Origin of the sequence: Nitriliruptor alkaliphilus DSM 45188 (genome assembly GCF_000969705.1) — a bacterium.
GTDB lineage: Bacteria > Actinomycetota > Nitriliruptoria > Nitriliruptorales > Nitriliruptoraceae > Nitriliruptor > Nitriliruptor alkaliphilus.
Genome location: NZ_KQ033901.1, coordinates 2,137,796 through 2,161,330 on the forward strand (window position 1 = coordinate 2,137,796; position 23,535 = coordinate 2,161,330).

At 70.6% G+C, this 23,535-nt stretch carries 17 protein-coding genes; 10 read left to right on the forward strand and 7 right to left on the reverse strand.

Translation table 11 applies throughout. The annotated features are described in order from the left end of the window. Positions 1–3: 3 nt before the first annotated feature. Positions 4–1,050: a LacI family DNA-binding transcriptional regulator gene (locus NITAL_RS10070; protein ID WP_211262315.1), complete on the reverse strand. Its 1,047-nt coding sequence runs from the start codon at positions 1,048–1,050 to the stop codon at positions 4–6. 351 nt (positions 1,051–1,401) lie between these two features. On the opposite strand from NITAL_RS10070, the gene NITAL_RS10075 reads away from it, so the two are divergent. The 5 genes from NITAL_RS10075 to NITAL_RS10095 all read left to right on the forward strand — a co-directional run bounded on the left by NITAL_RS10075 (position 1,402) and on the right by NITAL_RS10095 (position 10,126). Next, positions 1,402–2,718 carry an ABC transporter substrate-binding protein gene (locus NITAL_RS10075; RefSeq protein WP_211262316.1) on the forward strand — a complete coding sequence of 439 codons (1,317 nt, stop codon included), beginning with the start codon at positions 1,402–1,404 and terminating at the stop codon, positions 2,716–2,718. A gap of 96 nt (positions 2,719–2,814) precedes the next feature. Further along, positions 2,815–3,735 (forward strand): carbohydrate ABC transporter permease, encoded by a 921-nt coding sequence (locus NITAL_RS10080; protein WP_052666121.1) that lies wholly within the window; start codon positions 2,815–2,817, stop codon positions 3,733–3,735. 130 nt (positions 3,736–3,865) lie between these two features. Continuing rightward, complete coding sequence (locus NITAL_RS10085; protein WP_052669570.1) at positions 3,866–4,630, forward strand: ABC transporter permease subunit; 765 nt, start codon at positions 3,866–3,868, stop codon at positions 4,628–4,630. A gap of 31 nt (positions 4,631–4,661) precedes the next feature. Further along, positions 4,662–6,998, forward strand: a complete 2,337-nt coding sequence (gene yicI / locus NITAL_RS10090) for an alpha-xylosidase (RefSeq protein ID WP_083441422.1) — start codon at positions 4,662–4,664, stop codon at positions 6,996–6,998. 122 nt (positions 6,999–7,120) lie between these two features. After that, entirely contained in the window at positions 7,121–10,126 is a 3,006-nt protein-coding gene (locus NITAL_RS10095) for a glycoside hydrolase family 3 protein (RefSeq protein ID WP_083441423.1), read from the forward strand. 102 nt (positions 10,127–10,228) lie between these two features. Here NITAL_RS10095 and xylB read toward each other — a convergent pair whose 3' ends face one another. Then, positions 10,229–11,677 (reverse strand): xylulokinase, encoded by a 1,449-nt coding sequence (xylB, locus tag NITAL_RS10100; RefSeq protein WP_052666122.1) that lies wholly within the window; start codon positions 11,675–11,677, stop codon positions 10,229–10,231. Positions 11,678–11,798: 121 nt separating this feature from the next. Between xylB and NITAL_RS10105 the strand changes: the two genes are divergently transcribed. The 3 genes from NITAL_RS10105 to NITAL_RS10115 all read left to right on the forward strand — a co-directional run bounded on the left by NITAL_RS10105 (position 11,799) and on the right by NITAL_RS10115 (position 15,820). Beyond that, a complete protein-coding gene (locus NITAL_RS10105; RefSeq protein ID WP_052666123.1) occupies positions 11,799–13,010 on the forward strand; it encodes an ROK family protein in 1,212 nt (403 codons plus the stop codon). A gap of 97 nt (positions 13,011–13,107) precedes the next feature. Further along, a complete protein-coding gene (gene xylA, locus NITAL_RS10110) occupies positions 13,108–14,268 on the forward strand; it encodes a xylose isomerase (RefSeq protein WP_052669572.1) in 1,161 nt (386 codons plus the stop codon). A gap of 118 nt (positions 14,269–14,386) precedes the next feature. Continuing rightward, the gene (locus NITAL_RS10115) at positions 14,387–15,820 is read left to right on the forward strand and encodes an NAD(P)H-quinone dehydrogenase (protein WP_211262318.1); all 1,434 of its coding nucleotides are present in this window, start codon (positions 14,387–14,389) and stop codon (positions 15,818–15,820) included. A 58-nt stretch (positions 15,821–15,878) separates the two neighbouring features. On the opposite strand, the gene NITAL_RS27990 is transcribed toward NITAL_RS10115, so the two are convergent. The 3 genes from NITAL_RS27990 to NITAL_RS10130 all read right to left on the reverse strand — a co-directional run bounded on the left by NITAL_RS27990 (position 15,879) and on the right by NITAL_RS10130 (position 21,623). Next, positions 15,879–18,335, reverse strand: coding sequence for an ExeM/NucH family extracellular endonuclease (locus NITAL_RS27990; RefSeq protein WP_052666124.1), 2,457 nt, complete (start codon positions 18,333–18,335; stop codon positions 15,879–15,881). Next, positions 18,290–19,633, reverse strand: a complete 1,344-nt coding sequence (locus NITAL_RS28485) for a lamin tail domain-containing protein (RefSeq protein ID WP_052666125.1) — start codon at positions 19,631–19,633, stop codon at positions 18,290–18,292. Before NITAL_RS28485 ends, NITAL_RS27990 begins: the two co-directional genes overlap by 46 nt. 211 nt (positions 19,634–19,844) lie before the next feature. Beyond that, positions 19,845–21,623: an acetyl/propionyl/methylcrotonyl-CoA carboxylase subunit alpha gene (locus tag NITAL_RS10130; protein WP_052666126.1), complete on the reverse strand. Its 1,779-nt coding sequence runs from the start codon at positions 21,621–21,623 to the stop codon at positions 19,845–19,847. Positions 21,624–21,820: 197 nt separating this feature from the next. On the opposite strand from NITAL_RS10130, the gene NITAL_RS10135 reads away from it, so the two are divergent. Further along, positions 21,821–22,192 (forward strand): cupredoxin domain-containing protein, encoded by a 372-nt coding sequence (locus tag NITAL_RS10135; protein WP_052666127.1) that lies wholly within the window; start codon positions 21,821–21,823, stop codon positions 22,190–22,192. Between the two features lie 147 nt (positions 22,193–22,339). Then, positions 22,340–22,885 (forward strand): cupredoxin domain-containing protein, encoded by a 546-nt coding sequence (locus NITAL_RS10140; protein ID WP_052666128.1) that lies wholly within the window; start codon positions 22,340–22,342, stop codon positions 22,883–22,885. A gap of 30 nt (positions 22,886–22,915) precedes the next feature. Here the strand turns inward: NITAL_RS10140 and NITAL_RS10145 are convergent, their stop codons facing one another. Together NITAL_RS10145 and NITAL_RS10150 are read right to left on the reverse strand one after the other, a co-directional pair. Continuing rightward, a complete protein-coding gene (locus NITAL_RS10145) occupies positions 22,916–23,266 on the reverse strand; it encodes a hypothetical protein (protein WP_052666129.1) in 351 nt (116 codons plus the stop codon). A gap of 3 nt (positions 23,267–23,269) precedes the next feature. Continuing rightward, positions 23,270–23,524 (reverse strand): hypothetical protein, encoded by a 255-nt coding sequence (locus NITAL_RS10150; RefSeq protein ID WP_052666130.1) that lies wholly within the window; start codon positions 23,522–23,524, stop codon positions 23,270–23,272. Positions 23,525–23,535: the final 11 nt, after the last annotated feature.

Genomic DNA, 23,535 nt, shown 5'->3' on the forward strand with positions numbered 1-23,535 from the left:
TCCCTACCGGTGTCGCACCGCGCCGGTCGATCCGTGCTCCACCAACCGTGGCGGCAGCGACGTAGCCGCCTCGACCTCGTGGCCCTCGAGCTGATGCATCACGAGCCGGACGGCGGTCCGGCCGATCTCGTCCACCGGGATGGTGACGGCGCTGAGCGGGACCTGGCGAGCCATGCTGTCGGGCTCCACGGACAGGACCGACAGATCCTCGGGGACGGAGATCCCGCGGGAGGTGAGCTCCTCTCGGAGCAGCGGCAGCACCGCCTCGTTGTGCACGACGACGGCGGTCAGGTCCGGCAGGGCCGATCGGAGGCCGTCGAGCGCCCGGCGGAGGTCGCCGAAGCTGGCTTCGCAAGGCTGGGTCGCGACCTCGACGTCGAGGGCGGCGCCGGCTCCCAGGAGGCCGCGCAGGAACCGCTCGGCGAAGCCGGTGTGCCGTTCGTAGACCTGAGGCGGCTGACCGACGAGGCCGACCTGGCGGTGGCCGAGTGCGGCCAGGTGTTCCACCCCGATCCGCCCCGCGGCCTCCCAATCGAGGTCGGTGCACACGAGGTCGTCCGGCTCGTCGGGCAGCCCGATCAGGACGGCGGGACGGCCGAGCCCGCGCACCGTCGGGATGCGAGGATCGTCCTCCTCGACGTCCATCAGGATGACGGCGTCCGCCAACGACCCGTTGGCCACACGACGCAACCCGTCGCCGTCCACCTCGCCGGTCAGCAGCAGGACGTCGTGGTCGTGGCTGCGCGCCTCGGTGACGATCGCGGCGGCGAACTCCATCAGGATGGGGACGTGGACGCCGCGGCGCAGCGGCATCACGAGCCCGATGATCTGGGACCGCCGGCTGGCCAGCGCACGAGCCCCCGCGTGCGGTTCGTAGCCGAGCTCGGCGATCGTCTCCTGGATCCGGCGGCGGACCTCCTCGGACACCGATCGCTTGCCGGACAGCGCGTACGAGACGGTGCTCGGCGCGACACCCGCCGCCCGAGCGACGTCGTTGATGGTGACGTGGCCGTGCCGATGCCGTCCCGACCCGCGAGCGGTGGTCACCACGGTCGCCTCCCCAGCGTCGACACCCCGACACCGGGGTCATCGAAGCGTTTCGATGGCAACCTACCGACGGTGGGGGACGAGCGCCAGTGATCGACGCAACTCGCCGTTGACGACCGGCCCGGGGCTCCGTAGAGTCGAAGCGGTTCGAGTCGAAGCGCTTCGACGCCCACCAGCACGGTACGGATCGGTGCGGGTCGGTGCGGGTCGGTGCGGGTCGGGACCCGATGGCTGATCGGGAGCGAAGGCAGACCCGAGGTTGACCGACCGGTCGCCGCGGGAGGAGAGCCGGGCACGGGAGCCCGCCCCGAGCGGCGGATCGCAGCTCGGGACGATGGAGACAGGGAGACGATGATGAAGCTCCGACGGAGGCTGGCCGCGACGCTGGCGATCGGCCTGCTCGCCGCCGCGTGCGGCGGGGGCAGCGATGACCCCGCAGCCAGCGATACCGAGGCGGCCGGGACCGAGGGCGAGGAGCAGGTGCTGCGTCTGTGGCACTACGAGGCACCCACCAGTGCGATGGGCATCGCCTGGGACCGGGCGATGGAGATCCTCGAGGAGGAGAACCCCGGCGTGCGGGTCGAGTTCGAGGAGAAGGGGTTCGAGCAGATCCAGGAGACGGCCAGCATGGTCCTGAACTCGGGTCAAGCGCCGGACATCATGGAGTACAACAAGGGCAACGCGACCGCCGGGCTGCTGGCGAGCCAGGGGCTGCTGACCGACATCACCGCGGAGGTCGAGTCGCGCGGCTGGGACCAGCTCCTGAGCGAGAGCCTGCAGACCACCGCACGCTACGAGGACGGCCAGATGGGGGCCGGCGCGTGGTACGGCATCCCGAACTACGCCGAGTTCGTGCTCTTCTACTACAACCAGGACCTGTTCGATGAGCACGGTGTCGAGGTCCCGACGACGCTCGAGGAGCTCGAAGCGGCGATGCGGACGTTCACGGACGCTGGCGTGACACCGCTCGCCTTCAGCGGCTCGGAGTACCCCGCTCAGCAGTACTGGTACCAGCTCGCCCTCAGCCGCGCCGACCGGTCGCTCGTCGACGCCTACCAGCTCTACGACGGTGAGGTCGACTTCCACGACGACGCCTTCACCTTCGCTGCGGAGCGCCTGACCGACTGGGTCGAGCAGGGCTACATCAGCACCGACGCCACCGGCCTCCCGGCTGAGGACATGGGCCTGTCGTTCATCAGCGGCCAGCAGCCGATGATGCTGAGCGGCACGTGGTGGTACGGCCGGCTGATCAACGAGATCGACGACTTCGAGTGGAGCTCGTTCCTGTTCCCCGGCAGCGACCTGTACCCCGGCTCCAGCGGGAACCTGTGGGTCGTCCCGGAGGGGGCAGCGAACAAGGAGCTCGCCTACGAGTTCATCGACATCACGATGCGCCCAGAGATCCAGAACATCCTCGGCAACGAGGGCGGGCTCCCGGTCGCCGCCGATCCCGAGGCGATCACCGACGACAAGAGCCAGGAGCTCGTCGAGCACTTCAACGTCATCAACGAGAAGGACGGCCTCGCCTTCTACCCGGACTGGCCGGCACCTGGGTTCTACGACACGCTCGTGTCCAACGTGCAGAACCTGGTCTCGGGCCGCAGCTCGGTCGAAGGCTTCCTCGACGCGATCGCCGGTCCGTACGAGGAGCACGTGAGCTCGCTGCGGTAGCCACCCCCTCCGGTCGTCGTGGTGCCGGCCTCTCTCCCGGCACCACGACGACCCACCCCTCGCGGCACAGGCCGACGACGGTGTCAGGAGCCGCCGATGCCAGGACGTCCCGCCCTGCCCTCACCCGCCGTGGACAAGGGCTACCTGCCCTTCCTCATCCCCGGGGCGGTGCTGTTCCTCGTCGTCATCATCGTGCCGCTCGTGATGAACGTCGCGGTGAGCTTCACGAGCTGGAGCGGCGTCGGCGCACCGAGCTGGGTCGGCATCGACAACTACGTCCGGCTCGTCGGCGACAGCACGTTCTGGGCGTCGTTCCGCAACATCATCGCCATGATCGTCGCGATGGCCATCGTGCCGACGCTCATCGGTCTGGCACTCGCGTCGTTGCTGTTCGACTACATCGGCAAGCGGTTCGGTGACCGGCCGGCGAGCGCGCTGCGTGCCGGTTTCTACCTGCCGCAGGTGCTGCCCGTCGCCATCGCCGGCGTCGTGTGGGGCTGGATCCTGCACCCGAGCCACGGTGCCCTGAACATGAGCCTGCGGGCCGTGGGGCTCGAGGGGCTGACCCACAACTGGCTCGGCGACCACTCGACCGCGCTGCTCTCGGTCATGGGCGTCATGATCTGGTTCCAGGTGGGCTACCCCGTCGTGATCTTCATGGCCGGTCTGCAGCGGGTCGATCCACAGCTCTACGAGGCGGCGGAGCTCGATGGCGCCAACTGGTCGCAGCGGTTCCGCTACGTGACCGTCCACGCGATCCGGCCCGAGATCATGGTCGTGCTGCTGACCACGACGATCGCGGCGCTGAAGGTCTTCGGCCCCATCTACGTGCTGACCCGGGGCGGTCCTGGCGACGCCACCACCGTCCCGTCGTACTTCGCCTACCAGAACTTCTTCGAGCGGGCACAGGTGGGCTACGGCGCGGCCATCGCGACGGTCCTGACCGTCATCGTGGTCGCGTTCAGCGCCGTGTTCCTCGGCGCCCAGTCCCGTGCCGACCTGCGGAACGCGGAGTGACATGACCACGACCCCGCTCCGCCCGGCACCCGACGGTGTCGTTCCGCCCGTCGTCAGGACGGCACGGGTCCGACACCGGATCACCCTGCCCTACGTGGTGCTGGCCGTCCTGATCGTGGCCGCGCTGCTGATGCTGGCGCCCTTCGGCCTCGTCGCGCTGAACGCCGTCAAGACCCCGGCGGAGTACTCGAGCGGGGGGCCGTTGGCGTTGCCCGAAGGCATCTCGCTCCAGGGCATCGTCGACTTCTGGCAACGGGTCGGTTTCGGGCAGAAGCTGATCAACAGCACGCTCATCAGCGGCACCGTCGCCATCGCAGCGACCATCCTCTCGCTGCTGAACGCGTTCGTCCTCGGTATCGGCCGGGTCCGCGGGCGCGTGTGGTTCCTGGTGATCTTCATGCTGGCCAACATGCTCCCGCACGAGGCCCTGGCCTACCCGCTGTACTACCTCACGCGCAGCGTCGGCCTGTACGACACCCGCCTGTCGGTGATCATCATCTTCACGGTGATCCAGAGCGCCTTCGGGACCTACCTGTTGTCGTCGGTCCTCACCAAGTTCCCGCGGGAGGTCCTCGAAGCGGCGCGGGTCGATGGCGCCAACAAGTGGCAGCTGCTGTGGCGCGTGGTCGTACCGGTGAGCCGTCCCACCCTGTCGGTCCTGTTCGTCTTCTTCTTCATCTGGACCTGGAACGAGTTCTTCCTGCCGTTGATCTTCCTGATCTCCAACGACAACCAGACGGTGCCGGTCGCGCTCGGCGTCCTCCAAGGCCAGCGGATGATGGACGCGACGATGCAGAGCGCATCCGGCCTGCTCGGCGTGATCCCCGCCATCGTCTTCTTCCTGCTGTTCCAACGCACCCTCACCCGAGGGATCACCGCAGGCGCGGTGAAGTGATGGAGCGGCCTCCCGCGCGAAGGTTCCCGAAGTGAAGTTCAGTGACGGCTACTGGCTGATGCGCCCGGGTGTCGACGCCCGGTTCCCCACGGAGGCCTACGACGTCCGGGTCCAGCCCGGCACGCTCTCCGTCGACGCCCCGACGCACGAGATCCGTCACCGCGGCGACACGCTGAAGGGGCCGGTCCTCACCGTGACGTGCGCCTCGCCGATGGACGACGTCGTGCGGGTGACCATCACCCACCACGCTGGCAGCGTCGAGCGCGGACCGTCGTTCGACCTGCCTCAGGACCGGGCGGACACCCCGGTGCAGGTGGACGACGAGGTGGCGACGCTCACGGCCGGACGGTTGACCGCCCGCGTGCGTCGAGGACGGCCGTGGGGGGGCGTCGAGTTCGAGGTCGACGGGCGCGTCCTGACCGCGAGCCGCCACCGTGCGATGGCCAAGATCGAGACCGACGGGCGCCACCACGTCCGTGAGCAACTCGACCTCGGCGTGGAGACCCACGTCTACGGGCTCGGCGAACGCTTCGGGCCGCTGGTCAAGAACGGTCAGGCTGTCGACATCTGGAACGCGGACGGTGGTACCAGCAGCGACCAGGCCTACAAGAACGTGCCGCTCTACGTCACCGATGGTGGGTACGGGGTGTTCGTCGACCACCCGGGGCACGTGTCCTTCGAGGTCGCCTCGGAGGTCAACTCCCGGGTGTCGTTCAGCGTCGAGGGTCAGACGCTGTCGTACCTGGTGATCCACGGGCCGTCGCCGAAGGAGATCCTGCAGCGCTACACCCAGCTGACGGGACGGCCGGCACTCCCGCCGGCGTGGTCCTTCGGGCTGTGGCTGTCCACCTCGTTCACCACCGACTACGACGAGGCGACGGTCACCAGCTTCATCGATGGGATGGCCGACCGCGACCTGCCGCTCAGCGTCTTCCACTTCGACTGCTTCTGGATGCGCGAGTTCCACTGGTGCGACTTCGAGTGGGACCCCCGGGTCTTCCCCGACCCGAAGGGCATGCTGCAGCGGCTCAAGGATCGGGGCCTGCGCGTCTCGCTGTGGATCAACCCCTACATCGCGCAGCGGTCGCCGCTGTTCGCCGAGGGTGCGGAGGCCGGCTACCTGCTCCGGCGGCCGAACGGTGACGTGTGGCAGTGGGACCTCTGGCAGCCCGGGATGGCGCTGGTGGACTTCACCAACCCCGCAGCACGTGACTGGTACGCGGCCAAGCTCGAGCACCTGCTCGACATGGGGGTCGACGCATTCAAGACCGACTTCGGTGAACGCGTCCCCACGGACGTGGTGTGGCACGACGGCTCGGACCCGGGCCGCATGCACAACTACTACACCCAGCTGTACAACCAGACCGTCTTCGACCTGCTCGAACGCCGACGGGGGGTGGGTGACGCGGTCGTGTTCGCACGGTCGGCCACCGCCGGGGGGCAGCAGTTCCCGGTGCACTGGGGCGGCGATTGCGAGTCGACGTTCGAGTCGATGGCCGAGAGCCTGCGCGGCGGCCTGTCGCTCGGCATGTCCGGGTTCGGGTTCTGGAGCCACGACATCGGTGGCTTCGAAGGCACCCCGGAGCCGGAGCTGTTCAAGCGTTGGATCGCGTTCGGGATGCTGTCGTCGCACAGTCGCCTCCACGGCAGCGGGTCCTACCGCGTGCCGTGGCTGGTCGACGACGAGTCCGTCGACGTCCTCCGGTTCTTCACGATGCTGAAGCTGCGGTTGATGCCCTACCTGTGGCAGACCGCTCAGGAGGCGCACGAGCAGGGCGTCCCGTTGATGCGCCCCATGGTGCTCGAGTTCCCCGACGATCCGGCCTGCACCTACCTCGACCGCCAGTACCTGCTCGGCCCCGACCTGTTGGTCGCGCCGGTCTTCTCCGCCGACGGTGCCGTGAGCTACTACGTGCCGCCCGGGGCGTGGACCTCGCTCCTGACGGGTGACATCATCCACGGACCAGGGTGGCGGCGCGAGCGCCACGACGTGTGCAGCGTGCCCCTGCTCGTGCGGCCCGGTGCGATCCTCGCCACCAGCGACCGTGACGACCGTCCCGATCACGATCTGCGGGACGGCGTGACGTTGCAGGTCCACGGGCTCCGCGACGGCGCCGAGCAGGTCCTCACGGTGCCGGCGATCGACGGCACGGAAGCCGCCCGGTTCACGCTCGCCCGCGACGGTGACCGGGTGTCGGTCCGCGCGTCCGGAGGGGTCGGGCGGTGGAAGGTGCAGTTCGTCGGCGTGTCCGACCTCGAGTCGGGTTCCGAGGTGGCACGCGCCGACCTGGGTTCCACGCTGGACGGGGGAGTCGGCGCGGGGGAGGTCGCCGCGACGATCCGGCCTGACGGCGATCCACGCTGGTGAGCTGACGGAGGGAGAGAACCACGAGCGATCCGGTCGGGCGCGGTATCGAAGCGCTTCGACCACTGCTTCGACACTGGGAGATGAACGTCAGGTACGACCAGATCGATAGGGAGAACCACGCGATGCGTACCACCGCAGTGACCAGATCGACCCGCCCCCTCGAGCACACCAGGTTCCTGGCGCTGCTCACCGCCCTGCTGCTGGCCATCGGGCTGGTCGGGGTGTCGAGCGCCTCGGCCGAGCCCGAGGACCATCCGTTCCGCGACCCCGGCCTACCGCTCGACGAGCGGATCGAGGATCTGCTGTCGCGGCTCACGCTGGACGAGAAGCTGTCCCTCCTGCACCAGTCCCAACAGCCGATCGAACGCCTCGGCATCCCCTACTTCAAGGCCGGATCCGAGGCGCTCCACGGCGTGGCCTGGTCGAACCACCGCGACCAGGGCTGGGGCCAGGTGCTCGCGCGGCGTGCCACGGTCTTCCCCCAGGCGGTCGGCCTGGCCAGCACCTGGAACCCCGAGCTGATCGAACAGGTCGGCTCGGTCGTGGGCGACGAGCTGCGCGGCCACCACGCGATCGACCCGGTCCTCTGGGGCTTGCAGGTGTGGGCGCCGGTCGTCGACCTGCTGCGCGATCCCCGGTGGGGTCGCAACGAGGAGGGCTACTCCGAGGACCCCCTGCTGACCAGCGCGATGGCGACGGCGTACGGCAGCGGGCTGTCCGGTGACGACCCCGACTACCTCAAGGTCGCGCCCGTGCTGAAGCACTTCTACGGCTACAACAACGAAGCGGACCGCAGCCTGTCCTCGTCCGACCTGCGCCCGCGTGTGAAGCACGAGTACGCGTTCGCGGCCTTCAAGCCGGTCATCGAGGCCGACGCGGCCACCGGCATCATGGCGTCGTACAACCTCGTCAACGGCCGGCCCACCCACGTGGATCCGGCGATCGACGAGGAGGTCCGGTCCTGGACCGACCGGACGCTCTTCAACGTCAGCGACGCGTGGGGACCTCGATCGCTGGTCGAGGCGCAGGGCTACTTCGACGAGCACGACGAGGCGTACGCGGCGATGCTCAAGGCGGGGCTCGACAGCTTCACGGTCGACGAGAGCAACGCGGGTCCGACGGTCGGGTTCCTGACGTCCGCGCTGGAGAAGGGCTACCTGACCGAGGACGACATCGACGAGTCCGTCCGCAACGTGCTGTCGATCCGGTTCCGGCTCGGCCAGTTCGATGCCGACGGCGGTCCGTACGGCCACATCACCGAGGATGTCATCGACCGGCCCGAACACCGCGACCTGAACCGCCGTACGGCGGAGGAGGCGCTGGTGCTGCTGAACAACGCCGACGGCACGCTGCCGCTCGACCCGGAGGCCGCCACCAGCGTCGCGGTCGTCGGCCCGCTGCACGACGAGCTGTACAGCGACTGGTACGGCGGCGTGATGCCCTACGAGGTGACCCCCCTCGACGGCATCCGCGAGCGGCTCGGTGACGATGGAACGGTGACCGGGGTCGAGGGGCTCGACCGGGTGGCGTTCAAGGACATCGCCACCGGGGCGTACCTCACGGCGACCGGGACCGGCTCCGGCGACGAGGTCGTCGCGTCGGACACCACGCCGACCACCGCCTCACAGTGGGACGTCAACGAGTGGATGGCCGACTACGCCACGCTGCGCAACGTCGACAACGGCAGGTACCTGACCGGCAACTTCGGGCCGTTCAACACCTCCTCGGAGGAGCCCGGGGGCTGGTTCGTCCAGCAGCAGTTCCGGGTGGAGGCGCAGGACGACGGGACCTACCTGATCCAGTACGTCGGGTACGAGACCAACGAGGGCTGGTGGTGGATCCCCGAGCACTACGTCACCGTCGGCGCCGACGGCAGCGTGGGCACGGGCAGCAAGGCCGACGCCGCCCGGTTCGAGATGGACGTGATCTCGAGCGGTGTGGACGAGGCCGTCGCCGCTGCCTCGGAGGCCGACGCGGCCGTCGTCGTGGTGGGCAGCCAGCCGTTCGTCTACGGGCGCGAGAACCACGACCGAGAGACGCTCGCCCTCGGAGGGAGCCAGCAGGAACTCATCGAGGCGGTCACCGCCGCGAACCCGAACACGGTGGTGGTGCTCGAGACCAGCTATCCGACCACGATGGACGTGGAGCCGGCGTCGCTGCTGTGGACCACGCATGCAGGCTCCGAGACCGGCACCGCGGTCGCCGGCGCGATCTTCGGTGACGTGAACCCCGCCGGGCGCGTGACGCAGACGTGGTACGCCGGCACCGACGATCTGCCGAGCATCCACGACTACGACATCATCAAGAGCGGCTGGACCTACCTGTACCACGAGGGCACGCCGCTCTACCCGTTCGGGCACGGTCTGTCCTACGCCACGTTCGAGTACACCAACCTGCGGACCAACGGCAAGGCCACCGGCGGGAACGGGACCATCCGCGTCCGCGTCGACGTGACCAACACCGGTGAGCTGCCCGGCGAGGAGGTGGTCCAGCTCTACACCCACCAGCGGACCTCGCGCACGACCGTTCCCCGCAAGCAGCTCCGTGCCTTCGACCGGGTGTCGTTGGCGCCGGGCGAGACGCGGACCGTGGAGCTGACCCTGCGGGCGTCGGACCTGGCGACCTGGGACGTGACCCGCGAGCGGTGGGCCGTCGAACGCTCGGACCACGATCTGCTGGTGGGCTCCTCCTCGGAGGACATCCGCCAGCAGACGACGATCCGGGTGAACGGGGAGCGGATCGCGTCGAGGGACCTGTCGACGCCCACCCGAGCCGAGAACTTCGACGACTACTCGGCGGTGCACCTCGTCGACGAGAGCAAGGAACGTGGCACCGCCGTCGAAGCTGCGGCGGACGGCAGCTGGATCGAGTTCGCCGACGCCGATCTCGGGGACGGTGCCGCCACCTTCACGGCCGAGGTCGCGAAGGCGAGCAGCGGCGAAGGCAGCATCGAGATCCGGCTCGACGCACCGGACGGTCCGCTGGCTGGTACCGCCACCGTCCCGAGCACCGGTGACGTGTACGCGTACACGTCGACCACCGCGGGGCTGGTCGGTGCCAGCGGCACGCGTGATGTCTACGTCGTGCTGACCGGCGGCGTGCGGATCGCGAGCTTCTCGCTGGAGTGACCCAGGGCTCCGGTCACCTGCAGTTGGCGCCGCCGCGGTTCGGCTACAGCCACACCGCGGCGGCGCTCGCCTCGCAGGATCGGTACCGACCTGCGGTCGGCGTCAGTGGGTCTGCAACGCCGGTCGGAGGGCGGCAGACGTCGAGCGGATGCGGTCGAGCGCGGCGTCGTCACGGGGGACCGGGTCGAGGACCCGGCCCCGTGAGGTGTCCCAGGACCGGGCGATCTCGGTCGCGGTCTCGCCGGTCAGGGCGGCGGCAGCCTGCACCGCCGCTCCGATCGCGACCAGCTCCTGCGCGTCGGGCAGGTGGATGGCCCGACCGGACAACCTGGCCACCACGTCACGCCACGCCCGCCCGGCTGCACCTCCCCCGATCAGCGTGAGCGGTGCGTCGCGGTCGACCTCGCCCCCGGTCGCCGCGATCGTGTCGAACCCGCCGAGCAGGCTCGCCGCCGCACCCTCGTAGGCTGCGCGGAGGATCTCGCCCGGCGTCGTGCTGTGCCGCAGCCCCACGATCGTGCCGCTGGCACGGGGCAGGTCGGGGGTGCGCTCACCGTCGAGGTAGGGCAGAACCACGCACCGGGTCGCCTCGCTGACGGCGTCACGGTCGAGCCCGAGCCAGCCGGCCATCCGGTCCACCGCCAAGGTGCAGTTGAGGGTGCAGACGAGGGGCAGGAACGCCCCGTCCGCGTCCGCGAACCCCGCCACGACACCGCTCGCGTCCCGTGTCGGCGTCCGTGACGTGACGTAGCCCGTGCCGGAGGTCCCGAGGCTCACGACCGGTGCACCGGGTGGTCGTGCGAGCCCGAGCGCGGCCGCCATGTTGTCGCCGGTCCCAGCGGCAACGACCGCGCCGGGCGCGAGGCCGAGGTCACGCGCTGCCTCGCTGTGGACCTCGCCGGCCACGGCACCCGGGGCGAGCACCTCCGGCAGCCGTCCCTCCTCGAGTTCGACCAGGTCGAGCACCTCGGCGAGGTAGCGCTCCTCGGTGGCCGACCACCAGCCCGTCCCGGAGGCATCGCCACGGTCGGTGACGCCGCGACCCGTGAGGCGTTCGGTCAGATGGTCGTGGGGGAGCCGGATGCTGTGAGCTGCGGCGACGGTGTCCGGCTCGCGGTCTCGTAGCCACGCCAGGCTCGTCACCGTGAAGGAGGCGACCGGGACCGATCCGATCCGTTCGGCCCACACCTCTCCGCCCAGCGCCGTGCGGAGACGGTCGACCACCGAAGCCGATCGCGTGTCGTTCCACAGCACCGCCGGGCGCAACGCGTGACCTCGAGCGTCCTGGAGGACGAGACCGTGTTGCTGGCCCGCCACCGACAGCGCCGCGATGCGGTCGGCGACGCCGGTCGCCGCCAACGCGTCGCGGAGCGCGCGCCACCACACGTCGGGATGGGTCTCGCTCCGGCCATCGTCGTCGGTCTCGACGGTGTGCGGGGCTCGACCGGACGCCACCACGCGTCCGTCCTCGAGGTCGACGACGAGCACCTTCGTCGACTGCGTGGACGTGTCGACCCCTGCCACGAGCTTCCCGTGCTGTTCGCGATCCATCGCCGGCTCCAGTTCCGCGGGGCCGGCAACAAATTGACCCGCCCTCAGGCCCCTGTTATACCTCGCCGCGCAGGTTCGTTGTCACCGACAACGAACGAAGAACGGACCGGGAGCTGTTGACGTGATCGATCACGTCGGCGTCGGGCACGACGCCGTCCGCCGCGCCAACCTGTCGCGCGTGCTGCGTCGACTGCACGCGGACGGTCCTGCGACGCGTGCCGACCTCACCGTGAGCAGTGGCCTCAACCGCAGCACCATCGGGGCGCTGGTCACCGACCTCGCCAGCCGCCAACTGGTCACGGAGGGCGAGGCGCGCGCGACCGGTGCGCCGGGGCGCCCGTCCCCGACGGTGTCGGTCCGCACCGACCGCTGCGTCGTCCTCGCCCTCGACATCGGGGTGGACTCCATCGCGGCCGCCACCTTCGTCCTCGGTGGCTCCCGTCGCCGTCTGCTCAGGATCGATCGACCGCGGGGACGGACCCCGATCGACACCACGGTCGAGGACCTCGGGGCGCTCGCCGACGACCTGCTCGGTGACCTGACCCGCCGCCACCGTCTGCTGGGCATCGGCGTCTCGGTCGTCGGGCTGGTCCGCACGACCGACGGGCTGGTGCACGCCGCGCCGAACCTCGGGTGGCAGGACGCGCCGTTGGCGGGGCTCCTACGTGCACGTCTCCGCCGTCGCGTGCCGATCCAGATCGCCAACGACGCCGACGCCGGCGTCCTGGCCGAGCGCGTCCGCGGTGCGGGTCGCGGCGTCGACGATCTCGTGTACGTCTCGGGTGAGGTCGGCGTCGGCGGCGGCGTCATCGTCGGCGGCCGACCGCTGCGTGGGACGGGGGGCTACGCGGGCGAGATCGGTCACATGAGTGTCGATGCCGCCGGCCTGCCGTGCGTGTGCGGGGCCGTCGGTTGCTGGGAGACACGGATCGGTGAGTCCGCGCTCCTGCGGCTCGCGGGCGAACCGGAGGACGGCGGTCGTGAGGCTGTGGACCGGGTGCTCGCCGCGGCCGATGCCGGCGACGAGGGGGCGCTCGGCGCGCTCGAGGAGCTCGGCAGGTGGCTGAGCATCGGGCTCGGGGCGCTGGTCAACATCTTCGACCCCGAGCTCGTGATCCTCGGCCGCCTGCACGCCCGCCTGCACCCCTACGTCAGCCACCACGCCGAGGAGCACCTGGCCACGCGCACCCTGGTCGGCCGTCGTAGCGCCGTCCGGGTCGTGCCCGCCGAACTCGACGACTCGTGCCTCGTCGGCGCCGCCGAGCTCGCGTTCGAGCCGATCCTCGCCGACCCGACCTCGGTGCGTCCGGCACGCGTTGCGGTCTCGGCCTGACCGTCCACCGCCACGCACTCCGCCACGCCGCCCCCGCCCTCGCGCCCACCGTGCAGCCTGACCGATGACCCGACGACCAGAGGAACCGACCGTGACGATCGACCTGACCCCCACCCCGGAGGACCGCTTCGCGTTCGGTCTGTGGACCGTCGGCCACTCGGGCCGCGACCCGTTCGGCGACGCGACCCGGCCGGCGATCGACCCGTCCGAGACGGTCCGCCGCCTCGCTGAACTCGGTGCCCACGGGATCAACTTCCACGACGACGATCTGCTGCCGCCCGAGCTCGACGCCGACGAGAACGCCGCACGTCTGAAGCGGTTCCGGCAGGCGCTCGACGACACCGGCATGCAGGTCGTGACGGCGACGACCAACCTGTTCTTCCACCCGGTCTTCAAGGACGGGGCGTTCACCGCCAACGACCCGGCGGTGCGCCGGTACGCGCTGCAGAAGACGATGCGTGCCATCGATCTCGGGGCCGAGCTCGGCGCTACGACCTACGTCTTCTGGGGCGGCCGTGAGGGTGTCGAGGCGATGGCGGCCAAGCCCGTCGAGGACGCGCTCGATCGCTACAAGGAGGCCATCGACTTCCTGTGCGGCTACGTCCGTGATCGCGGGTACGACCTGCGTTTCGCCCTCGAGCCGAAGCCCAACGAGCCGCGCGGCGACACCTTCCTGCCCACCGTCGGGCACTGCCTGGCGTTCATCGAACGGCTCGAACACCCGGACATGGTGGGGGTCAACCCGGAGACCGCGCACGAGACGATGGCCGGGCTCAGCTTCTACCACGCCGTCGGCCAGGCGCTCTGGGCCGGCAAGCTGTTCCACATCGACCTCAACGCCCAGAAGATCGGGCGCTACGACCAGGACCTGCGGTTCGGTTCCGAGGGCATCAAGGACGCCTTCTTCCTGGTCAGGCTCCTCGAGAGCGGCGGTTACGACGGCCCCCGGCACTTCGACGCTCGCCCGTACCGGGTCGACGTGGCCGAGGGGATCTGGGACTTCGCTGCCGGGTGCATGCGGACCTACCTGGCGCTCAAGCACAAGGCGGCTGCCTTCGATCGCGACCCCGAGGTCCGTGCAGCCCTCGACGCGGCGCTCGTCCCACAGCTCGGTGAGACGACCGTCGGCCCCTACACGCCAGGTGCTGCCCAGCGGCTGCTCGAGGAGCAGCACGACCTCGATGCGCTGGCACGGCGCGACCTGCGCAACGAGCAGCTGGATCAGCTCGTGATCGACGCGTTGCTCGGACTGCGCTGATCGCGGGGCGATCCACGGCGCTGGCCTGAGACCGGGCGGCGTCACGCCTACAGCGCGTGGCGCCGCCCACCACGGGTAACGTCAGCGGCCACCTCGCCGCCGTCACAGTAGGGCACCCGTGAACAGCGCTACCTCCTCCAACCGTGCCACGCACGGCCGCCAGCGGATCGTCATCCTCGGTGGTGGGCCGGCCGGCTACGAGGCAGCGCTGGTCGCGGCGGAGCTCGCCGCGGAGGTGACCATCGTCTCCGACGAGGGGCTCGGCGGGAACTCGGTGCTGTGGGACTGCGTGCCCTCCAAGGCGCTGATCGTCGCGGCCGAGGCCATGGACTGGGTCCACACCGCGGACGCCCTCGGCGTCCACCTTGCGTCCGGCCTCCGGCCCGACCGCAACGTGGTGGACTTCCCGAAGGTCGCCACCAACGTCCTCGCCCTCGGTGCCAACCAGTCCCGCGACATCGAGCGTCGTGTCGCCGCCGGTGAGATCCGGGTCGTCCGCGGCCGCGGACGGTTGTCGGGCTCGCACGAGGTGACGGTGGCACTCAGCGACGGCGGCAGCGAGGTCCTACCCGCGGACTACGTGCTGATCGGGACCGGCTCGACCGCCCGGGTCCTGCCGTTCTTCGAGCCGGACGGAGAGCGGGTCCTGGTCGGCCAACAGCTCTACGGTCTGCCGGAGGTCCCCGAACGCCTCATCGTGGTCGGGTCCGGTGCCACGGGGGCGGAGTTCGCCAACGCCTTCACCCGCTTCGGGTCGGAGGTGACGCTGGTCTCGTCCCGCGATCTGATCCTGCCGACCGAGGACCCTGACGCCGCCCAGGTCATCGAGTCCTCCTTCGAACGGCGCGGGATGACGATCCTGCGCAACGCCCGTGCCGTTGGCTGCGAGCGCCGAGGCGACGAGGTCGTGGTCACCCTCAAGGACGGCAGCGAGGTCGTCGGCAGCCACGTGCTGTTCACCGTCGGACAGGTACCGAGCTCGGGTGACCTCGGGCTCGAGACGGTCGGCGTCGAGGTGAACGCCTGGGGCGGGATCGACGTCGACGCCGTGGGGCGGACCTCGTGTCGGTGGGTCTACGCCGCAGGTGATGTCGTCGGCCGCGTCATGCTGGCCTCCGTCGCGGCGATGCAGGGCCGGACGGCGATGTGGCACGCGCTCGGTCAGGCTGTGCAGCCGATCCGTTGGGACGCCGTGGCTGCCACGATCTTCACCGACCCGGAGGTGGCCACGGTCGGGATGTCGTCGGAGGACGCCGCTCAGGAGGGCGTGCCCATCGAGACCGCCCGGCTCGACTTCCGTTCGAACCCGCGCGCGAAGATGATCCACGGCACCGACGGGTTCGTGAAGGTGCACGCCCAGATCGGCTCGGGGACCGTGGTCGGTGGTGTCGTGGTCGCCTCGCGGGCGAGCGACCTCATCCAGCCGCTGGCGGTGGCGGTCCAGAACCGTCTCACGGTCGCCCAGGTCGCCCAGACCATCACCGTCTACCCGTCGATGACCGGCTCGGTCGCCGAGGCGGCCCGGATGCTCATGGCCCGCCTCGACGCCTGACGGTCGACCCACGCAGGAGGGCCCGGGCGTCACCGCCCGGGCCCCGCTGCGTGTCAGGTCAGTGCATCTGGCCTGGGGGGTCGCCGCCCCCCGGTCCGCTACCGCCACCACCGCCCTGGCCGTTGCGGACCGTGATGGTGATCGTGCCCTCCGCGGTCCCGCCACGACCGTCGTCGACGGTCACGGTGATGACCTCGATGCCGCGGAACCAGTCGTTCGGCGTGTAGGTGAACGCGCCGTCGGAACCTGGGACGAGCGTGCCGTTGATCGGGTCCGTGTAGCTGTAGGTCAGCGGGTCCCCGTCGGGGTCGTGTGCGACGACCTGAGCGGTGACCGAGCTGCGCTCGCGCATCCGGATGTCGAGGTCCTCGACGGTGGGCGGGGTGTTCTCGGGCTCGGGCGTGAGGTCCAGACCGATCAGGACCGGGTCGTGGTCGGACGAGCGGAACTCGTTCGGCTGGTAGTACTGCTCGCCGACCTCGACGGTCCGGAAGTTGAACTCGCCCTCCTGGTAGTCGATGGCCTGGGTCTCGTCGGCGTTGATGTGCCACTCGTCGGCGCCCGTGACGAAGGGCGCGATGCCCTCGTCGGCCAGTGCGTGGTCGAGGCGGCCCTGCGTCGCGTCGAAGGTGAAGGAGTAGGGGACCGGCCCGTCCGCGGGTGCGAACACCTTGAGCATGTCGACGTAGCCCCGGTCGAGGATCTCGGTGATCGGGTCCTCCTCGGCGTAAGCGTTGATGTCGCCGATGATGAGGCTGCCGACCGCGTCCTGCCCCGTCGGGTTGTCGTTCATCCAGTCGGCGATCGCCTGTGCGGCTCGGACGCGCACGCCGTTGCAGTTGCCCTGACGTGGGTCGTTGTCCGCCGCCGCGCAGGCGGAGCCCTTCGACTTGAGGTGGTTGACGGTCACGGTGACCGCCTCACCCGTCGCGATCTCGGTGAAGGTCTGGGCGAGCGCCGGCCGGCTGCGGGTGTCGTCGAACCGCGGGTCGACCGAACTGTCGAGGATGGCGTAGTCGCCGGTCAGTTCGACCGTCGACGGCTTGTAGATGAACGCCTGCTTGATGGCGTCGGTGCCGATGACCCCGGTGTCGACGAAGTCGTAGACCTCCTCGCCGTACTCCTCGTTGAGCGCTTCGACCAGCGTGCGGGTCGCCTGGAACTCGCCGCCGTCGTTCTCCATCTCGATCAGGCCGACGATGTCGGCGTCGATCTTGGTGATCGCCGCGACGAGCTTCTCGGTCTGACGCTCGAGCTCGGACAGGGTCTTGGCGCCACGGGCGGTCGGGAAGCCACCGCCCTGGCCGTCACCGTCGAAGTAGTTCAGGACGTTGTAGCTGGCGACCATGAGGCTGCCGCCGACGTCCGGTGGGGTGTGCGGGCGGGGACGGGTCCGGCCCTTCTGGAACTCCTCGGACAGCTCGTCGATGTCGATCGGCTGCAGGCGCCAGTTGTTGAACGAGTAGTGGAGGACGAACGTCTGGTCGATCAGCTGGTCGCCGATGCGCAGCGTGTCGCCGGGCTCGAGGAACGGCAGCGGCGGGGTGCCCTCCGGGCCGGGCCGGTTGATGTTCTGTGCGGTCCGTCCGGAGGAGAGGATGATGTTGTTGGCCGCGTTGAAGTCGACGATGGCGTTGTAGGCCTCGTCGTCGTGCGGGGAGACCACGTTCGTCGGGTTGTCGAAGACGCCACCGGAGGACAGACGGACGTCACCGAAGCGCTCGAGCTGGAAGAACTCGACGAGCGTCAGCTCCGAGTGGGTGACCCGCATCGACTCGAGCGGCTCGAGCAGCTCAGCTCGGTCGCCGGGTGCGACGGGGAGCGGCAGCTCGGCCGGATCCGGGAGCGTGACGTCCAGACCGGTGTCGGTGCAGGTGCCGAAGGTGTTCGAGGAGATCTGGGTGACCTCGAAGTTCTCACCGGCGGTCCCGGCGACGTAGACCAGGTCCCCGAGCTCGGAGTCGTACAGGCCGTGGAAGTCGAAGACGAACAGCCCCTCGGAGGTCAGCGGGTCGTCATCGCGGTCGGCTTCGACCGCCTCGATGAAGAACCCACGCAGTCCGTGCGTGTTCGGAAGACCGGTCGCACCGCCGGAGGGGAAGGCCGTCGTCACCACACCGCGGGTCACGACGAACTCACCGTCGATCGGTGTGGCATCTCCGGGGCCCTGGATCTGGTTGATCGCGGTCAGCTCGCCGTCCTCGACGTCGCACACGTCGTCGGGCAGGGCGAGGAAGACCGTGATGGTCGCCGTGCAGCTGGCGGACTGTGGGGTCTCGTCGTCGTTGCTGAAGGTCACCTGCACCGGGTAGTCGCGCGCTCCGAGGGTGTCGTCGGCGGTGAGCTCGACCGTGAAGGTGCCACCGACGTCGTCGGCCGGTACGGGGTCGACCAGCGCGATGCCGTCGGTGGCGCCGTCGGTGATGGCCGCTTCGGTCACCGTGCCGTCCGCGTCGCTCGCGGTCAGCGTCACGCTGCCGCCCTCACCGCGAGCGAGGGTGAGGTCGTCACACACCGCGACGACCGGCTCGTTGTCATCGCCATCCCCGCCATCACCTGCGCACGGGTTGAGGTCGGTGCTGCTGTTGCGGGGTGCGGGTGTGGCTGCGGTGAAGTCGGCGGCGTTGTCGTCGGTGTCGGTGCAGCCGCCGTCGGCGCGGAAGGCGGCCAGGGTGTTGGAGAGGGTCGGGGCGGCGCCGGAGCCCTCGTAGAAGTCGGCGGTGCCGTACCCGACCAGGTCGACGATGCGCTCGAGTTGCTCCGGCGAACAGGGGGTCGAGCCGCCGTTGCAGCCGAGGCTGTCGTGCCCTCGGCGAGGGCGACCTTGCCGCTGGCGCCGGCCAGGTTGATGGTCCCGGTGGTGTCGGCGGTGGGCAGGGGGTCACCGGTGGCGCCGCCCGCGAGGCTGACGAGGTGGTACTGGCCGGGGGCGAGCTGGCCGGACAGCGCGACGAGCAGGCCGGCGTTGGCGCCGAAGTTGCCGGTGCCGGTCGCGGAGGTGTACTGGATCGACATGCCCGACAGGTCGACCGGTGCGTCCCCGCGGTTGAAGACCTCGACGAAGTCGTTGGTGTAGGGCGCACCGCTGTTGCCGCCACCCCCGTACACCTGACTGATCACCGGCAGGGCTCCGAGGGGTTCCCCGCCGCCGCAGGGGTTGAGGTCGGTGCTGCTGTTGCGGGGTGCGGGTGTGGCTGCGGTGAAGTCGGCGGCGTTGTCGTCGGTGTCGGTGCAGCCGCCGTCGGCGCGGAAGGCGGCCAGGGTGTTGGAGAGGGTCGGGGCGGCGCCGGAGCCCTCGTAGAAGTCGGCGGTGCCGTACCCGACCAGGTCGACGATGCGCTCGAGTTGCTCCGGCGAACAGGGGGTCGAGCCGCCGTTGCAGCCGAGGCTGTCGTTGCCCTCGGCGAGGGCGACCTTGCCGCTGGCGCCGGCCAGGTTGATGGTCCCGGTGGTGTCGGCGGTGGGCAGGGGGTCACCGGTGGCGCCGCCCGCGAGGCTGACGAGGTGGTACTGGCCGGGGGCGAGCTGGCCGGACAGCGCGACGAGCAGGCCGGCGTTGGCGCCGAAGTTGCCGGTGCCGGTCGCGGAGGTGTACTGGATCGACATGCCCGACAGGTCGACCGGTGCGTCCCCGCGGTTGAAGACCTCGACGAAGTCGTTGGTGTAGGGCGCACCGCTGTTGCCGCCACCCCCGTACACCTGACTGATCACGACGGAGGCCCCGTCGTCGTCGGCGGCCGCCGCGATGGCCAGCGACGGGAGCAGGCTCACCATCAGGGCGAGCACGAGGAACACCGAGGTACGCCGACGCATCAGGGCCTCACGAGGGGTGCAGGTGACGGGGGGTCGCCGAACCTACGCCGTGGCCGGCCGGGCCTCGCCCGACTCCACCAGATGGTTCGCATCGGTGCGCACAACGGACGAGCCGTGCGGGCCACCGGGACGGGGACACGTCACCACGTCGGAGGTGTGCGTCCCTGCCTGGGATCGGAGCGTCGGGCGCCCGAGGGCGGCCGCCGCGTCGTCAGGCGTCCTCGATGCGGGCCAGGACGGCGCCGGACTCGACCACGTCCCCGGCGGCGAAACCGAGGGCGCCCACCACCCCGGCGCGGTGGGCGTTGATGGTGTTCTCCATCTTCATCGCCTCGAGCACGCACACGAGGTCGCCGACGGCGACGGTGGCGCCCTCTTCGACGGCGTACTTGACGACGGTGCCCTGCATCGGGGCCACGAGGTCCTCGGTGGACGCCGCTGTCGCAGCGCCACCACCCTTCGAACCGCGACCGCGACGAGCCCCGGCGGCCTTCGCGCCGTTCCCGCCGCCGCCCCCGCCGACCGCCGCGAGCTCGCCGTAGACCTTGACCGCCAGGCGACGTCCTGCCACCTCGACGGTGACCTCGCGTGAGGGGCCGTCGGTGCCGTCGCCGGCCGCCGCGGCTCCCTGCGGCTCGAGCGAGGACAGGTCCCACTCGGTCTCGACCGACACGGTGGAGTGATCGCCGGCGGCGAACTGCTCGTGGGTCATCGCCAGGCGGTGGAAGGTCACCGTGGTCGGGATCCCCTCGAGCACCAGCTCGTCGAGCGCGCGAGCCATGCGGTGGCGTGCACCATCGCGGGTGTCGGCCCACACGATCAGCTTGGCGATCATCGAGTCGTAGTCGCGCGGGACCTCGTAGTCGGACTCCGCCCCGGTGTCGAAGCGGACCCAGGGGCCCTGCGGCGGGGTGAGCTTGGTGATCAGGCCCGGCGTCGGTACGAAGCCCAGGGCTGGCTCCTCGGCGTTGATCCGGACCTCGATGGCGTGACCGGTGAGGGTCACGTCGTCCTGGGTCAGCCCCATCCCTTCGCCCGAGGCGATGCGGAGCTGGGCCTGCGCGAGGTCGACACCGGTGATCATCTCGGTGACGGGGTGCTCGACCTGCAGCCGGGTGTTCATCTCCAGGAAGTAGAACGTCTCGCCGTCGCTGTCGAGCAGGAACTCGCACGTGCCGGCGTTGACGTAGTCCATCTCCTTGGCGACCTTCACGGCCGCCTCACCCATCCGCTGACGCACGCTCTCGGACAGGCCGGGGGCCGGCGCCTCCTCGACCAGCTTCTGGTGGCGGCGCTGGAGCGAGCAGTCCCGCTCGCCGAGGTGGATGGTGGTCCCGTCGAGGTCGGCGAGGACCTGGAACTCCACGTGGCGAGGACGTTCGAGGTAGCGCTCGAGGTAGCACTCGCCGCGGCCGAAGGCGGCCTGGGCCTCGCGCTGCGCGGCCTCCAGCGCCTCGCGCATCGAGGCAGCGTCCTTGACGACCTTCATCCCGCGACCGCCGCCGCCGAACATGGCCTTCACCGCGACCGGGTAGCCGTGTTCGTCACCGAAGGCGACCGCCACGTCGGGATCGTCGGTCGGCTCCAGGGTCCCCGGAACGACCGGGACGCCGGCGTTCAGGGCGACCTCGCGGGCCGACAGCTTGTCGCCCATCCGGGCGATGGCCTCGGGCCCGGGCCCGATGAACACCAGTCCCGCGTCGGCGCACGCCTGGGCGAAGTGGGCGTTCTCGGAGAAGAACCCGTAGCCCGGGTGGATGGCGTCCACCCCGGCCTCGGCGGCGACCTGCAGGATCTTGTCCTGGTCGAGGTAGCTCTGAGCCGCTGGGGCCGGGCCGAGCAGGTAGGCCTCGTCGGCTGCCCGCACGTGCGGCGCGTCCCGGTCGACCTCGGAGTACACGGCCACGGAACGGACCCCGAGCTCACGGCAGGCGCGGATCACCCGGATCGCGATCTCGCCACGGTTGGCCACCAGGACGGCGTCGAACACCGGTCCACCTCTTCGGTCAGGAGCGTCGGTCGGGAGCGAGGTGCTGCTGCGCCGCACGCGGCGCCGACCGGAGCCTAGTGAGGCCGTCGGCAGCGACCACCCTCGGGGCCACGCCCGCGTGCCCAGGGTGCCGCCGACCGTCGTACCATCGCGCCATCCGTTCCCGCTCCCGCTCCCTGCTCCCGGAAGGCCCCACGATGCCTCGCGCCCGCACGCTCGCTGCCGCCTCCGCCCTCGTGCTGCTCGCCGCCTGCTCCGGCGGCGGGGGTGGCGACGAAGCCGCCGCCGAGCCGATCGTCGCCGAGGACGGTGTGGTCGCGATCACCGGCACCGACCGGTTGCAGTGGAGCGCCGAGCAGATCACCTCCGAGACCGGCGAGCTCACCTTCGAGTTGACCTGCGAGGACGCGGTCAACCACAACCTCGTCATCGACGGCGAGGTCATCGCCGAGTGCCGTCCCGGTCAGACCGGCACCGGGACCGTCTCGCTGGCGGACGGTGAGCACGAGTTCGTCTGCACCATCCCCGGCCACGACCGCACCATGCGCGGGACCATCACGGTGGGTTGAGCCGCACGTCCGAGGTGGTACCCGGGCGGGTGCGCCGCCGCCGCGCGGTTACCGACGTCGGCACACCCGCCGGTACCCTCCGCGGCGCGACCCCGCTCGTCACCGAACCTTCCCCGCGTCCCACCGTGCGCCCCCGAGGAGCTACCCGTGCGCCACCGCATGACCCTGGGCCTCGTCACCGTCAGCGCTGCGCTCCTCGCCGGTTGCCAGTCGGTGCCCGAGGAAGCCAAGGAGGCCGCGGCGTACGAGTGCCCCGTGGGGGAGGAGGGCTGCGACGTCGTCCAGCCCGTCGGCCCCGGCGGCGAGATGACGATCATCGCCTCCCGCGAGGGCGAGTTCTCCTTCACCGTCGAGGACGGCATCGCCCCCACGGGTGAGATCCGGGTGGCCTTCAGCAACGAGGGCACTGCCGTGCACAACGTCGAGGTGCTCGGTGCCGCCGACGGCTCGACCATCCCCGAGGCCCCCGGTGGGGGCGAGGACGAGGGTGTCTTCCTGCTCTTCCCGGGCGAGTGGACCATCATCTGCAACATCCCTGGTCACCGTGCCAGCGGGATGGAGGCGACGATCCAGGTCTTCGCCACCGAGGAGGAGGCCGCCGAGGCCGAGGCCGAGGGCCTCGACCCGGACGAGGACGCTGGCGAGACGGGTGGCGGTGCCACGCCGGGCGAAGAGACCGTCCTCGAGCCCTGAGCTCGCGCTGACGCCACCGCACGCGGTCGCTCAGGCGCTCCAGCCGAGCAACCGGCTCCCGAGCGCCACGGCTCCGAGCACGACGCCGGCGGTGACGAGCGGCACCAGCATCGCCACGATCGGTCGGCGGGCACGCCAGCGCCAGGCGAGGACGCCGGCAGCGGCCCACACCACCAGCAGGACGGTCACCGCCCACAGGGGTGCGACCAGGCCGAGCGCGGCCGTGAACCAGCCCACCAGACCGTGGAGCAGCACGATGGTCGCGCCGGCGATCGCCGCCGACAGCCTCCGTGCGGCGTCCCCGGCCTCGTGCGCCAACTCGTCGAGGTCGGGCTCGTCGGCCGGGATCCCGTCGCGGTCGCGGTCGGCCGTCGGTGACATCGGTCAGCCGAGCCGTGTCGCAGCGGCCAGGTCGCTCGGCCGCGTCGGGGTGCGGTGACCGACCCCTTCGAGCAGCGCTGCCCGCGCCCACGCCGGCGTCCCGACCACCGCGTCGACGCCGGTCGTCACGTCGGGGCCGGCCACCGGGGTCAGCGCGACGGTGAGGGCCGCCAGTTCGGCGTGGGTCGGGACGCCCCCACCGGTCACCTCGATGCGTGCGGTGGGGACGTCGGGCGACGCGTCGGTCGGTCCGGTCACGGGAGGTCCCT

Excerpts from the sequence above, each read along its gene's own strand:
- NITAL_RS10135 (WP_052666127.1), top strand. The coding sequence starts at position 21,821 with ATGCCTCGCGCCCGCACGCTCGCTGCCGCCTCCGCCCTCGTGCTGCTC.
- NITAL_RS10075 (WP_211262316.1), top strand. The coding sequence starts at position 1,402 with ATGAAGCTCCGACGGAGGCTGGCCGCGACGCTGGCGATCGGCCTGCTC.
- xylB (WP_052666122.1), bottom strand. The coding sequence starts at position 11,677 with ATGGATCGCGAACAGCACGGGAAGCTCGTGGCAGGGGTCGACACGTCC.
- NITAL_RS10085 (WP_052669570.1), top strand. The coding sequence starts at position 3,866 with ATGCTGGCGCCCTTCGGCCTCGTCGCGCTGAACGCCGTCAAGACCCCG.
- NITAL_RS10080 (WP_052666121.1), top strand. The coding sequence starts at position 2,815 with ATGCCAGGACGTCCCGCCCTGCCCTCACCCGCCGTGGACAAGGGCTAC.
- NITAL_RS10145 (WP_052666129.1), bottom strand. The coding sequence starts at position 23,266 with ATGTCACCGACGGCCGACCGCGACCGCGACGGGATCCCGGCCGACGAG.
- NITAL_RS10095 (WP_083441423.1), top strand. The coding sequence starts at position 7,121 with ATGCGTACCACCGCAGTGACCAGATCGACCCGCCCCCTCGAGCACACC.
- NITAL_RS28485 (WP_052666125.1), bottom strand. The coding sequence starts at position 19,633 with ATGCGTCGGCGTACCTCGGTGTTCCTCGTGCTCGCCCTGATGGTGAGC.